Genomic DNA, 12,782 nt, shown 5'->3' with positions numbered 1-12,782 from the left:
GGAATTATTCCGGCGGATAGATACCCTTTTAAGTAAACTCAAAATGTTTAAGATATTTATAGAGCGACCGGTGCTGTCACTGGTAATATCGCTATTTATAACCATGTTGGGCGCTTTGGCGCTCTTTAACCTGCCCGTTACGCAGTTCCCCGATATTGTGCCGCCTTCGGTTACCGTTACGGCTAAATATACCGGGGCCAACGCGGAAGTATGTACCAAAGCCGTAGCAACGCCCCTGGAGCGCGCCATCAACGGCGTTCCCGGTATGACTTACATGTCGTCGGTGTCGAGTAACAACGGCATTACCTTAATTCAGGTGTTTTTTGAAGTAGGCACCGACCCGGATTTAGCGGCCGTTAACGTGCAGAACCGAGTAACTACCATTCTGGATGAACTCCCCGAAGAAGTAATTAAAGCTGGGGTAACCACCGAAAAAGAAGTAAACAGCATGCTGCTTTACTTAAACCTGATGAGCGAAGACCCGAGTGCCGGCGAACAGTTTGTTTATAACTTTGCCGATATCAACGTATTACAAGAATTAAAGCGGATTGACGGCGTAGGATTTTGTGAGATTATGGGTTCGCGGGAATACTCCATGCGGGTATGGTTAAAACCAGATAGGCTGGCGGCTTACCAGGTTTCTACGGACGAAGTAATTAACGCTATACGGGCCCAAAACGTAGAAGCGGCACCCGGTAAAGCAGGAGAAAGCGCCGGCGATTCGCACCAGATGCTGCAATACGTATTGAAGTACACCGGTAAATTTTTTGAACCCAAGCAGTACGAAAACATAGTAATCCGCTCCAACGATGATGGTTCTGGTTCAGTACTGCGCCTGAAAGACATAGCCGAGGTAGAATTTGGTTCTTTAAGCTACGGTATGGTTTCTAAAACCGATGGTCGCCCTTCGGCATCTATTATGATTAAGCAACGGCCGGGTTCTAACGCCCGCGAAGTTATTGCCAACGTAAAAACCCGGATGGCCGAGCTAAAAGAAAGCTCATTCCCACCCAAAATGACTTATAACATTGCTTATGACGTGTCGCGCTTTTTAGATGCTTCCATGAGCGAAGTTATCCGGACTTTAATTGAAGCTTTTATCCTGGTGTTTATCATTGTTTTTATTTTCCTTCAGGATTTTCGCTCTACCCTTATTCCGGCTTTAGCAGTACCAGTATCGTTGGTGGGTACGTTCTTTTTCATGCAGTTATTCGGGTTCTCCGTGAACCTGCTTACCTTATTTGCTTTGGTACTAGCCATTGGTATTGTGGTAGATAACGCCATTGTGGTGGTGGAAGCCGTGCACGCTAAAATGCACGAAAAACACATGCCAGCCCGACAAGCTACCTTGGAAGCAATGGGTGAAATTAGCGGTGCCATTGTAGCCATTACTTTGGTAATGTCGGCGGTGTTTGTGCCGGTTTCTTTTATGTCGGGACCAGTAGGTATTTTCTACCGTCAGTTCTCGTTAACCCTGGCCATTGCTATTGTAATTTCGGGGATAAACGCGCTTACGCTCACACCGGCTTTATGCGCCATTATGCTCAAGCCGAGCCACGGCACTAAAAAGAACAACTTCATTAACCGCTTCTTTAATAAATTCAACCGGGGCTATAATGCCATGGAAGGTTCCTATAAAAGTTACGTGCGCAAGTTGGCGAGCCGCCGGATGGTGACGATTGGTATGTTCCTGGTATTCTGCGTGGGTTCCTGGGCTTTAACCAAAGTGTTGCCTACTGGTTTTATCCCGACCGAAGACCAGGGTATGATTTACGTGAACGTGACTACCCCAGCCGGGGCCACGGTTGAGCGTACCGAATACGTGCTCGATAAAATTCAGGAAGCTACTACAGATATAAAGGCAGTAGAATCAGTTTCGACGCTGGCTGGTTTTAGCTTGTTAACCGATGCCGCTGGTGCTTCTTACGGCATGGGTATGATTAACTTAAAAGCCTGGGAAAACCGGGAGGAATCCGTGGATGATATTATTGCGGTACTGGAAGAAAAAACCAAAAATTTAAAAGATGCCAGCATTGAGTTTTTCCCGCCGCCTACCGTACCAGGTTTTGGTAACTCCAGTGGTTTTGAATTGCGCGTGTTAGACCGGAAAAAGAGTGAAGACTTGCAAGGCACTGCTGATGTGACGAACAAGTTTATTCAGGCGATGCAAAAAACGCCCGAAATAAACAGCTCCTTTACTAACTTCGACCCGAACTTCCCGCAATACATGATTCACGTGGACCAGGACATGGCCGCTAAAAAAGGCGTAACCATTGATAATGCCATGAGTACGCTGCAAACTTTACTAGGTAGTTATTATGCTTCTAACTTTATTCGGTTCGGGCAGATGTACAAAGTTATGGTGCAGGCCCCGCCTAGTTACCGCTCTACCCCGGAAGATGTTTTAAAATTATTCGTAAAGAATAACCAAGGCGAGATGGTGCCGTTCTCTACATTTATTACCCTGGAGCGCGTGTACGGACCGGAGCAGCTTACCCGCTACAATATGTACACCTCGGCCATGATTAACGGTACAGCGGCTCCGGGTTACAGCAGTGGTGATGCTATTCAGGCAATTGAACGGGTAGCGAAAGAAACCTTACCCCGCGGCTATACTTTTGAATGGTCCGGCATGACCCGCGAGGAAATCTTATCGGGCAACCAGGCGGTTTACATCTTCCTCATCAGTTTACTTTTTGTGTATCTGTTGCTGGCAGCGCAGTACGAAAGTTTCTTGTTACCTCTGCCGGTAATATTATCCTTACCAACTGGTATTTTCGGTGCTTTCCTTTTCTTACAAATCATGGGCTTGCAGAATAACATTTACGCGCAAGTGGCCCTGGTAATGCTCATAGGTTTGTTGGGTAAAAACGCCATCTTAATTGTGGAGTTCGCTATTCAGCGCCGGAAAGAAGGTTTAACCATTTTAAAAGCTGCGGTTGAAGGTGCGGTATCCCGTTTAAGGCCAATCTTAATGACTTCGTTTGCTTTTATAGCGGGTTTAATTCCGTTGTGTATTGCCAACGGCGCGGGTGCTATGGGAAACCGTTCCATCGGAACTACGGCAGCTGGTGGTATGCTCGTGGGTACTATTTTCGGGGTTATTCTAATTCCGGGCTTGTACGTACTCTTCGCCAAATTATCGGAAGGCAAAAAAGTAAAGTTTATAAAAAAAGCCAAGCAAGCTAAAGCTCTCGAAACAGCTTAAATCAGCCTTTTAAAGGTTACTAGTAAATTCTGGACGGAACAAACCGGCGGATGTAAAAGTCTGTCGGTTCCGTCGGGGTTTCTATGGTTAAACGCGACCTACTTTAACAAGTGCTGAATCTGCCATACTGTTTCTTTCAATTTAAAATTTTTGCATTCATGTATTTTAGAAAGTCATTATATAAAATCTCTTTATTCCTTTTTTTACTGGCATTTTTAGGGGCTTGTAAATTAACGGAACCTGTAGAATTGCCTGAAGGCAAAGCGCTACCTAATTCCTTTGGCTCCACCACCGATACCAGCAGCATCGGTCAGATTGCTTGGCGAACCTTTTTTACTGACCCAAACCTAGTGAGTTTGATTGACACGGCCCTGCACAACAATCCGGATTTACTAGCGGCCATTCAACGCGTAGATATGGTTCGAGCAAACGTATTGCTGGCGAAAGGAGCCTTTTTACCCGGAATACAAGGTGTTGCTTCGGCGGGAACGACTAAATTCGGGGACTACACCATTGATGGCGTAGGTAATTACGATACCAACTTTTCGCCGAACATTGATGATAAGCAGCGCATACCGCAAAAAGCAGTACCGGATTACTTTTTAGGTTTCCGGAGTTTTTGGGAAATTGACCTATGGGGAAAGCTGCGAAAAACGCGCAAAGCGGCCTACGCCCGATTTTTAGCCTCCGATAAGGGTCGGCAACTGGTACAAACTGCTTTAGTAGCTGAAGTAGCTAAGTTGTATTATGAACTGTTAGCGCTGGATAGCGAATTAAAAATTATTCAGAATAATATCCAGCTACAGCAATTAGCAGTGGAGTTAATGGAGGCCCAGAAAACCGGGGGGCGGGCTACTGAGCTGGCTGTTCAACAATCAAAAGCCCAGCTCCTGAATACAACCAGCCTGCAGGTAGAAAAACAACAACAAATTGTAGCCGCCGAAAACTTGTTAAATCAGTTGCTTGGCCGGTACCCGCAACCCATTACCCGCGGAAATCCTATTCAGGAACAACAATTACCAGCTTCTATTCAGGCGGGCATTCCTTTGCAATTGTTAGCGTTGCGCCCGGATGTAAAGCAAGCCGAAATGGAATTAGTAGCTGCCAAGTTTGATGTGGGTGCTGCCCGCGCCGCTTTTCTACCTTCGCTAACTATTTCGCCGCACGTTGGGCTAAATGCTTTTAAAGCTTCGTTGCTTTTAAATACGCCTGCTTCGCTGGCCTACGGGGTTATAGGTGGATTAACAATGCCGCTTTTAAATCAGAACCAATTAAAATCGCGGTATAAGTTTTCGGCAGCGGCCAGTAAAGAAGCTTTTTACAATTACCAGAAAGCAATTTTAACCGGCTATCAGGAAGTAGCTACGGGCTTATCGGCTATCGAAAATTTCAAAAAAATATCGACCATTAAAAACCAGGAAGTACAGGAACTACACAATGCCGTAAACTCGGCCAATGCCCTTTTTGCCGGTGGTTACGCTAATTATCTGGAAATTATAACGGCGCAAAAAAGCGTATTAGCCGCTGAGTTGGAATTGAACAACAATCAACGGGCCATGTTCCAATCTATAGTAGATGTTTACCGGTCCTTAGGAGGCGGTTGGCAATAACAAAGTTGAAAGGGCAAAAGCAAAGTTGAAATTGTAAAATAGTTACAAGTCGAAAACTCATTTCTGAGTGTTTCAACTTGTAACTATTAGGCTTTATTGGTAAGATTAAACGTGAAGGTGGTGAATTTTTAATTTTTTAAAATAATAAAGTTTCGCGTTCGTTTTTGAATGATATACACCGCAAAACTGGTTTTATTATTGCTAAAATTTTAAAAAACTTTGCTTTTGTGCTTAAAAATGCTTTAATTTGATAATATCTGATTTTTAAACTGTGCTGCCATCTCATCCATATTTGTTTACCTATCCAAAGCCTAATTTAGGCTTGGTTGCAGCCTCGCATCACCTTTCGTTAAGTGATGTGCTGAACGGTTATTGCCTACATTTTTATACTTCTCCGAAGGCTTTTATTTTTTAAGCCGGAAGCCGGATGCTTCCGGCAATACGGTACATCGGGATGAACCTGAGAAAAGAGTGGCAGTAAATTGCTCGCTCCGGTATCCTTGTTTAGTACTGGTTTTTTGTTTCACTTTTTATAAATAATATTCTTATGGCTACCAAAATTAGCGGATGGCAGGTTTTTGCCCATGCGTTTATATTCTTGTTTGCCGTAGTGGCTGTTTCTTCCTTAAATGGCGGAGCCAAACCGGTAATTTATTTTAATACCCCATCCCCGGAGAGTGAATTTTTATTCACTTGAAAGCTGTCAGTAATAGCATAAAATCAAATAAATAACTAAATACTTAAAGTCATGAACACGATATATTTAACCGAAAAAGATTACCAACGCCTGCATAACCTGGTACAACACCAAAGCCATATTTACGGCAACCAGGCCACCCAGGTCTTGTGTCGAGAATTAAAACGGGCCAAAATAGTAGCTTCCGAAGAAATTCCGGTAAATGTTATTACTATGAATTCAACGGTCCGGCTAAAAGAACTCAAAAGCAAAGCCGAAATGGTGGTAACCATTGTGTATCCCAAAGAAGCGAATTTATCTGACCGTAAAATTTCGGTTCTAGCACCAGTGGGTACGGCAGTACTAGGTTGCCAGGTAGGCGACAAAATTGAATGGCATCTGCCCCAGGGACCGGCCACTTACAAAATAGAAGAAATTATTTACCAGCCGGAAGCGCAGGGCGATTTTCATCTCTAGCATTACCATTTGTAGCAGCCAAAATTATAAAAATTAAAAAAAACAATCATGAGGAATATTTGCCTACTCCACCAGCAAAACGACCCGTGAAAATCACTTATTAACTACTTAAAATCATGAACAATATATATATAACAGATCGGGATTATCTGCGGTTGCAAAGTTTGGTGCAACTGGTTCATATTACTCGCGGACCGCAAATTATTAAAGCTTTGAGCACTGTATTAAAAAGAGCCAAAGTAATTGCGTCGGAGCAAATTCAAAAAGACATTATTACCATGAATTCGCGGGTGCGTATAAAAGAATTGAAAAATTCAGAAGAAATGGAGATAAAGATCGTGTACCCCAAAGATGCACACTTACCTAAAGGCAGAATTTCGGTGCTAGCGCCGGTAGGAACCGCCGTGCTGGGCTGTAAAGTAGGCGATGAAATAGATTGGTTGCTACCCCAAGGAACGGTTACCTATAAAATAGAAGAACTTATTTACCAACCCGAAGCCGGTGGCGACTTAGACCTATAACGCTTTTACGGGGAGGTGGGAAGTATAATTTAACAGCAGCGTATTACAGGAACACACTTAATGGGTATTTTTAATTATTTCACGCAGGAAATTGCCATTGATTTAGGCACCGCTAACTTTTTGATCCTGCACGAAGATAAAATTGTAGTAGATGAACCATCTATTGTGGCCTTTAACCGCAGTTCCGGCAAGGTGCTGGCCATTGGCCGCAAAGCCATGCAAATGGAAGGCAAAGTGCATGAGGATATTCGCATCGTTCGCCCGTTAAAAGACGGCGTAATAGCTGATTTTCATGCGGCCGAGCACATGCTTAAAGGCATGCTGCAATTGATTAATAAAAGCAAAAAGCCTTTATTTCCTTCTTTCCGGATGGTAATTTGTGTTCCCTGCGGTATAACCGAAGTAGAAAAAAGAGCTATCCGCGATTCGGCAGAAATTTTAGGTGCCAGAGAAGTGTATCTCATTCATGAACCCATTGCGGCGGCGGTAGGTATTGGTTTGGATGTACAAGGTTCTACGGGGCACATGATTATAGATATCGGGGGCGGTACCACCGAGATTGCGGTGCTGGCTCTAAGCGGAATTGTATGCGACCAGTCTATTCGGGTAGCCGGCGATGATTTTGATGCGGAGATTGTAGATTACATGCGCCAACAACACAACTTACTGATTGGGTTACCAACGGCTGAAAAAATAAAATTAGCCGTAGGTGCTGCTTTAACGGAATTGTCGCAACCACCCGCTGATTTTGCCATTCGCGGCCGTGACCTGATATCTGGTCTTCCTAAACAAGTTCAAGTATCCTATTCAGGCATTGCGCACTGCCTGGATAGGTCTTTGGCTAAGATTGAAGATGCCATTCTTGCAACTTTAGAAATTACTCCCCCGGAGCTTTCGGCGGATATTCATCAGTCAGGTATTTTTCTTTCGGGTGGAGGCGCTCTGTTGCGGGGATTAGCTCAAAGAATTTCTTCTAAAACAAAATTACCCACGCACGTAGTAGATGATCCGCTACGGGCCGTAGTGCGCGGTACAGGTATAGCACTCAAGAATATTGGACAGTACCGTTTCTTGATGCGCTAAGTTGAGCATCCCATAAGCAAACCCCTGATATAGTTTAGGATTACTGCTTAAAAACTATTAAACGAAGCCTTCATTGTTATTTACTTTCCATAGGCTCATTCGTGTCCTTGGTTTTAAGTAATGAAAATACAATACTAATAGTAATAATAAATCCAATAACGATTAAAGAAATAAAAGTCGGAATCTTAAAGACATCAATTAGTACCATCTTTAGACCTACAAATATTAAAATAACGGCTAAGCCAGTTGAAAGATAAATAAAACGATGAATAACATGGGCGAGAGCAAAATAAAGAGAACGAAGGCCAAGAATGGCAAAAACATTGGACGTATAAACAATAAACTGATCTTGGGTAATGGCTAATATAGCAGGAATACTATCCACCGCAAAAATTAGGTCGGTTGCCTCAATCAGAATGAGAACCAGGAATAGGGGAGTTGCATAAACCTTTCCTTGTTGCGTTACAAAAAACTTATCTCCTTCTAATTGATTGGTGATCGGCATTATTCTTCGGGAAAATTTAATAATGGGGTTTTTCTCCGGCTCCATTTTTTTATCCTTATCCGTAAACATTTTGTAACCGGTATACACCAGAAAAACACCAAAAAGGTAAATCGTCCAATGAAATTTTTCGATTAAGGCTACGCCGGCAAAAATAAAAATCACGCGCATGAGCAGGGCACCCAGAATGCCCCAAAATAAAACCTTATGTTGATAAATAGCGGGTATTTGAAAATAATTAAATACTAATACAAAAACGAAAATATTATCAACACTGAGTGCCTTTTCTATCACGTAGCCGGTTAAAAATTCAATTGCTTTATGCTCGCCAAACCAATAATAAATAAGGCCATTAAAAATTAAGGAAAGGCAAATCCAAACGCCGGACCAGGTTAACGCTTCTTTAACCGACACGACGTGCGCTTTGCGATTGAAAACCCCCAAATCCAAAGCTAACATCAGAAGTACAAAAACATTATATCCAATCCAAAACGAATAATTAACTTCCATCCTTTTAAATTTTAAAGGTTATTATTACAAATGAAATAAGAGTGGGTAAACAAACTAAAGCGGTAGGAGAGAAAACCTGTTGGATGAGGGAAACCAGGTTAAGTATGCCTCTTAGCGCCATTTTAATCTATGTTTAACGGTTTAACAGCAGCAGAGTTTCTGTTAATGTAAAACCAGTTGATACACAATAACCTGTCTCAATTTAATCATGCAAGCAGGTTAAGGTTAAGCCTTTGAAGTTAAGCCGAATGCGGCACCTTTTGTGTTCTCGGTGCAATTTTTATCGCTATAGTTTATCAATAAAAGTAAATTAAGGATTAAAATTTATGATTGTATAAAAATGATTCGCGTATAAAAGCTACTCTTCCTCCGGAAAAAATTAATATTCCTACTAAAACCAAATCCTATGAAAACGTTTCTGGTCCCCACTGACTTTTCTAAAAATGCTCAGAATGCGCTCCACTATGCTGCCTCTTTAGCAAGCCAAATGAATAGTAAATTAATTATTGTGCACGTGGTAAATATTATAATTATACCAGCTAGAAGTGGCAAATTAGTTAGTCTTACTGAGAAAACAGATATACCATATTATTTAAAATTAAATAAAATTGCCGATAAGTTGCGGTCGAAAAAAAATATAGACTGTGAAGTGGCGGTTATCGATCAATATAAGCATGGTTCTTTTCAGGTGGGCCTGAATCAATTCATTTTATCTAACAACGTGGATTTAGTAATAATGGGAACTAAAGGTGCCACCAATTTTCTGGATAAAATGATTGGTACAAATACATTCGAATTTATTAAAGTAACAGTTTGTCCCGTGCTGGTTATTCCTTCCACTACTCACTATTCCAACATTAACCACATTGCCTACGTGTCCGATTTTGAAACAGATGAAACCATATTCCTGCAACAACTTTTCAGATTTACCGACTCTATTTCTGCCCAGGTTTCCATCTTAAATATTAACAACAGTTCCCACCAAAATGGGGAGGCTAATGAACAAACTCTGCAAAATTTAACTAAAGAACTCTTAAATGTTAACCTCATTCAGGTAAATGAAGCTGATACTGTTACCAGTATTCATAAACTTGTGCAGGATAATCAGGTAAATGTGTTAGCAGTGCCGATTCATAAAAAGGATTTTTTTGAAGTTTTTTTTCAAAGCAGCATTAGTAAAGAACTGGTTTATAATTCTACTTTGCCCCTTCTGGCCTTACCTGAAGGTTAATAAACCTTGTAGGATAGTAAACTGGTAACGTATTTACTAAAAAGTTGAGTTATATAAAGGGTAATTTTCATAGAAAGAAACAAGCCTTAACTAAAAAAGAATTTATTCGAATGAATATTAAAGGATCACTGCCTCTCTGGGCTATTATAGCCCCTATTTTTGCCTGGTTAGCTTATGCCGGAATAGCCCTTGAGTGGGGAGCCATTTATACTGTAATTCTTGCTATAGCTTTAGTGGGAGGCGTATTAGCAGCCGTGTATCATGCAGAAGTAGTGGCGCACCGGGTAGGTGAACCTTTTGGTACCTTAGTACTTGCTATTGCGGTTACCTTTATCGAAGTATCCCTAATTGTTTCTTTAATGCTGGCAGGTGGCCCCGAAACTACCGCTCTTGCCCGAGACACGGTATTTGCTGCTGTTATGATTATTCTGACCGGAATTGTTGGTTTATGCCTGTTATCAGGAGGAGCGCGGTTTAAGGAACAGGTATTTGGCGTGCAGGGGGTAAGTGCCGCGCTGGTTACGTTAATGGCTATTTTAACTCTAACCTTAATTTTGCCTAATTACACTACCAGTATTGCTGGTCCGGTATTCAATTACCTGCAACAAGGATTCATTGCAATAGTTTCTTTGATTCTGTACGGCACTTTTGTGCTTGTGCAAACCGTCAGGCACCGAGATTTCTTTTTGCCGCCGGATGCGGCCAGTGACGAAGACGCTCACGCGGCTCCTCCAACTAATAAAGTTGCTGCTATAAGTTTTACATTTCTAATAGCTTGTTTAGGTGCAGTGGTATTACTCGCAAAAGCATTGGCTCCCACTATCGAAGCAGGGGTTGTTAGTATTGGGGCACCTAATTCTTTGGTGGGTGTTATAATAGCAGGGGTAGTATTATTGCCCGAAGCTTTGGCCGCTTGGCGGGCAGCCAAGAATAATCGTTTGCAAACGAGCCTTAACTTAGCCCTTGGCTCAGCCTTAGCCAGCATTGGACTAACTATTCCGGCGGTAGCGGTTCTATCAGCATTTACGGGCTTAACTATTACCTTGGGCATCGACGTGAAATCAACGGTACTCTTATTTCTCTCCTTATTTACTATTATTATATCGCTTTCTACTGGACGCACTAATATTTTGCATGGTATTGTGCTTTTAGTCATTTTTGCGGTCTACCTGTTTACCACTATTGTTCCTTAAGTAAGGTATGTTGGATTGCCTTTTGGGTTTTCTATTTAAAACCAAATGCCGGGATAAGCTTGATCGACGGGAAAACAGGATGGCAGCTTTGCCGCCACCTTGCTCAACAAAAACAAACAATAGAAAACGAATTCCTATTAACTGCATCTGAGTTTTACTATAGTGCAGGGAGAGGAGTATAACTTATTGGCCTAAAATTTTGTGAGTAAACGGGCCCTGTCTATTAAGAAAATAGTAATATATTTTTCGATAATTTATTTAAGTTGCCCAACAACTCAGGTGAGCAAGCCAGCTGCTTCCGGTTGATACAGTACTTCTTCAATCCGGTAAATAAATTTGCAATAGGGTGCTGTCCATATTACTTCATCGCCTTCCCGACGGCCTAAAATAGCCGTACCTAAGGGAGAAAGAATTGATATTTTACCAGCATTAAAATCAGCCTGCTCCGGATAAACAATGGTTATTGTCATTTCACTGCTACTTTTTAGCTCTATTACCCGCACCCGCGAGTTCATCGTTACAATTTCTGGTGGAATGGTTTCAACTGGCTGAACCAGCGCACGCTTTAATTCTTGTTTTAACCGATTAATAGAGGGTGAAAAATCCTGTTGGTGCTTTTTCACCTGAGTCAGTTTAATTAATTGCCGATAATCTTCTTCTGTTAAATATATAGAATCCATAAGAGCATAGTTTATATGGTGGTTAAGCTTCAAATATTTATATTACTGTTAAAACAGTTATTAATTTAAAAGCTGGCGTGCTAACCTTAATTTAGGCTGCACTTACTTGGAAAAGGATTAATTTCTAAAAATTTATATAGATAAAAGCAAAAGTTTTCAAGATCTTATTCCAACAAAAATGATAACAGGACAAGTTAGAAAAAACCAGGTGCTACTTATTTGCCGGATACTTCCGGCTTATCTATAAAAGTCTTCAGGAACAGAGAATAAAGAAAGACAATTGCCATTATGCGTATCAGTTATAAAATCCTATATTGGTTTTTTAGCAGTGGCTTTATTGTTAAATTCCTTAGTACTGTTGGGTATAAGTTATTCAGGAAAAACATTATAAGTAAATCAATGCAGTAGTAAACAAAGGTTTCCGGATATAAATATCCTCTTTCTTAGATAAGCAACTGCCTAACAAATCAAATAATGCTACCTTACAAAAAGTTGCTGTAGATATAAAAAGTATCCTAAACTATAGGAGGACCACGTAAGTCGCAATTATTGGGAAAAGCATATTTCCAGACGAAGGAACAATTAGTGGCGTAAGCATCAGTAAAAGTAGGAGTTATTACTTTTATAGCAATGGTTTGCGCTGGCGCAAAAGGGGCATTAAAAAGATCATGAATATGGCAGTGTTGGTGTTTTTTTTCAAATTTACAGCCAAGCCCCTGCGAATCTTCGGTATGCTCGTGCGAATGAAACGCCAATACGGTTGTTTCCGGAGCTAATACCCGCACAAACAACAGCAAGAGAAAAAAGGCGATATAGTTTTTAAACCGAAGCACTTAAAATAAAAACGAAGCAAATAGAAAATTATTATTTAATATGCTTCTTGTGGACATAAATTTATAATAATTTAAATGGATAAGTCTTATTATTTAAATTATTATAATATAGTTTTTAAACTAACTATCCATTTCAATGAAAATTTTAATTGACTATAACCGGATAAAAATTCAAGATTTATAGCCATAATCGTATTATACGGACTAGTTCTTAGGAGTGGAATTTCTTTCCTTATTAGAAATTATAGTAATAAAGGA

Annotated in this window: 11 protein-coding genes; 8 read left to right on the top strand and 3 right to left on the bottom strand. The window is 41.0% G+C overall.

The annotated features are described in order from the left end of the window. Positions 1-43: 43 nt before the first annotated feature. The 6 genes from HUW48_RS17320 to HUW48_RS17295 all read left to right on the top strand — a co-directional run bounded on the left by HUW48_RS17320 (position 44) and on the right by HUW48_RS17295 (position 7,575). Complete coding sequence (locus HUW48_RS17320; protein ID WP_182412140.1) at positions 44-3,208, top strand: efflux RND transporter permease subunit; 3,165 nt, start codon at positions 44-46, stop codon at positions 3,206-3,208. A gap of 158 nt (positions 3,209-3,366) precedes the next feature. Further along, on the top strand, positions 3,367-4,818 hold the full coding sequence (locus HUW48_RS17315; RefSeq protein ID WP_182412139.1) for a TolC family protein: 1,452 nt from the start codon (positions 3,367-3,369) through the stop codon (positions 4,816-4,818). Positions 4,819-5,365: 547 nt separating this feature from the next. Then, a complete protein-coding gene (locus tag HUW48_RS17310) occupies positions 5,366-5,515 on the top strand; it encodes a hypothetical protein (protein WP_182412138.1) in 150 nt (49 codons plus the stop codon). Positions 5,516-5,566: 51 nt separating this feature from the next. Next, positions 5,567-5,971 (top strand): nucleoside diphosphate kinase regulator, encoded by a 405-nt coding sequence (gene rnk / locus HUW48_RS17305; RefSeq protein WP_182412137.1) that lies wholly within the window; start codon positions 5,567-5,569, stop codon positions 5,969-5,971. Between the two features lie 116 nt (positions 5,972-6,087). Further along, positions 6,088-6,492, top strand: a complete 405-nt coding sequence (gene rnk / locus HUW48_RS17300; protein WP_182412136.1) for a nucleoside diphosphate kinase regulator — start codon at positions 6,088-6,090, stop codon at positions 6,490-6,492. A 60-nt stretch (positions 6,493-6,552) separates the two neighbouring features. Then, positions 6,553-7,575, top strand: coding sequence for a rod shape-determining protein (locus HUW48_RS17295; RefSeq protein ID WP_182412135.1), 1,023 nt, complete (start codon positions 6,553-6,555; stop codon positions 7,573-7,575). Positions 7,576-7,651: 76 nt separating this feature from the next. Here the strand turns inward: HUW48_RS17295 and HUW48_RS17290 are convergent, their stop codons facing one another. Further along, positions 7,652-8,587, bottom strand: a complete 936-nt coding sequence (locus HUW48_RS17290) for a TerC family protein (protein WP_182412134.1) — start codon at positions 8,585-8,587, stop codon at positions 7,652-7,654. A gap of 406 nt (positions 8,588-8,993) precedes the next feature. Here HUW48_RS17290 and HUW48_RS17285 point away from each other — a divergent pair, with 406 nt between their 5' ends. Then, positions 8,994-9,818, top strand: a complete 825-nt coding sequence (locus HUW48_RS17285) for a universal stress protein (RefSeq protein WP_182412133.1) — start codon at positions 8,994-8,996, stop codon at positions 9,816-9,818. A gap of 110 nt (positions 9,819-9,928) precedes the next feature. Continuing rightward, the gene (locus HUW48_RS17280; RefSeq protein ID WP_182412132.1) at positions 9,929-11,011 is read left to right on the top strand and encodes a calcium:proton antiporter; all 1,083 of its coding nucleotides are present in this window, start codon (positions 9,929-9,931) and stop codon (positions 11,009-11,011) included. A gap of 275 nt (positions 11,012-11,286) precedes the next feature. On the opposite strand, the gene HUW48_RS17275 is transcribed toward HUW48_RS17280, so the two are convergent. Together HUW48_RS17275 and HUW48_RS17270 are read right to left on the bottom strand one after the other, a co-directional pair. Next, entirely contained in the window at positions 11,287-11,691 is a 405-nt protein-coding gene (locus tag HUW48_RS17275) for a GreA/GreB family elongation factor (protein WP_182412131.1), read from the bottom strand. 515 nt (positions 11,692-12,206) lie between these two features. Then, on the bottom strand, positions 12,207-12,524 hold the full coding sequence (locus HUW48_RS17270; protein ID WP_182412130.1) for a hypothetical protein: 318 nt from the start codon (positions 12,522-12,524) through the stop codon (positions 12,207-12,209). Positions 12,525-12,782 lie beyond the last annotated feature (258 nt).

Origin of the sequence: Adhaeribacter radiodurans (assembly GCF_014075995.1) — a bacterium.
GTDB classification, from domain to species: Bacteria; Bacteroidota; Bacteroidia; order Cytophagales; family Hymenobacteraceae; genus Adhaeribacter; species Adhaeribacter radiodurans.
Note: the sequence above shows the minus strand (reverse complement) of the source record. Positions and strands in the feature narration are given on the sequence as shown.

Bases quoted from the DNA above. Each gene is read 5' to 3' on its own strand.
- HUW48_RS17320 (WP_182412140.1), top strand. From the start codon at position 44: ATGTTTAAGATATTTATAGAGCGACCGGTGCTGTCACTGGTAATATCG.
- HUW48_RS17315 (WP_182412139.1), top strand. From the start codon at position 3,367: ATGTATTTTAGAAAGTCATTATATAAAATCTCTTTATTCCTTTTTTTA.
- HUW48_RS17310 (WP_182412138.1), top strand. From the start codon at position 5,366: ATGGCTACCAAAATTAGCGGATGGCAGGTTTTTGCCCATGCGTTTATA.
- rnk (WP_182412137.1), top strand. From the start codon at position 5,567: ATGAACACGATATATTTAACCGAAAAAGATTACCAACGCCTGCATAAC.
- rnk (WP_182412136.1), top strand. From the start codon at position 6,088: ATGAACAATATATATATAACAGATCGGGATTATCTGCGGTTGCAAAGT.
- HUW48_RS17295 (WP_182412135.1), top strand. From the start codon at position 6,553: ATGGGTATTTTTAATTATTTCACGCAGGAAATTGCCATTGATTTAGGC.
- HUW48_RS17290 (WP_182412134.1), bottom strand. From the start codon at position 8,587: ATGGAAGTTAATTATTCGTTTTGGATTGGATATAATGTTTTTGTACTT.
- HUW48_RS17285 (WP_182412133.1), top strand. From the start codon at position 8,994: ATGAAAACGTTTCTGGTCCCCACTGACTTTTCTAAAAATGCTCAGAAT.
- HUW48_RS17280 (WP_182412132.1), top strand. From the start codon at position 9,929: ATGAATATTAAAGGATCACTGCCTCTCTGGGCTATTATAGCCCCTATT.
- HUW48_RS17275 (WP_182412131.1), bottom strand. From the start codon at position 11,691: ATGGATTCTATATATTTAACAGAAGAAGATTATCGGCAATTAATTAAA.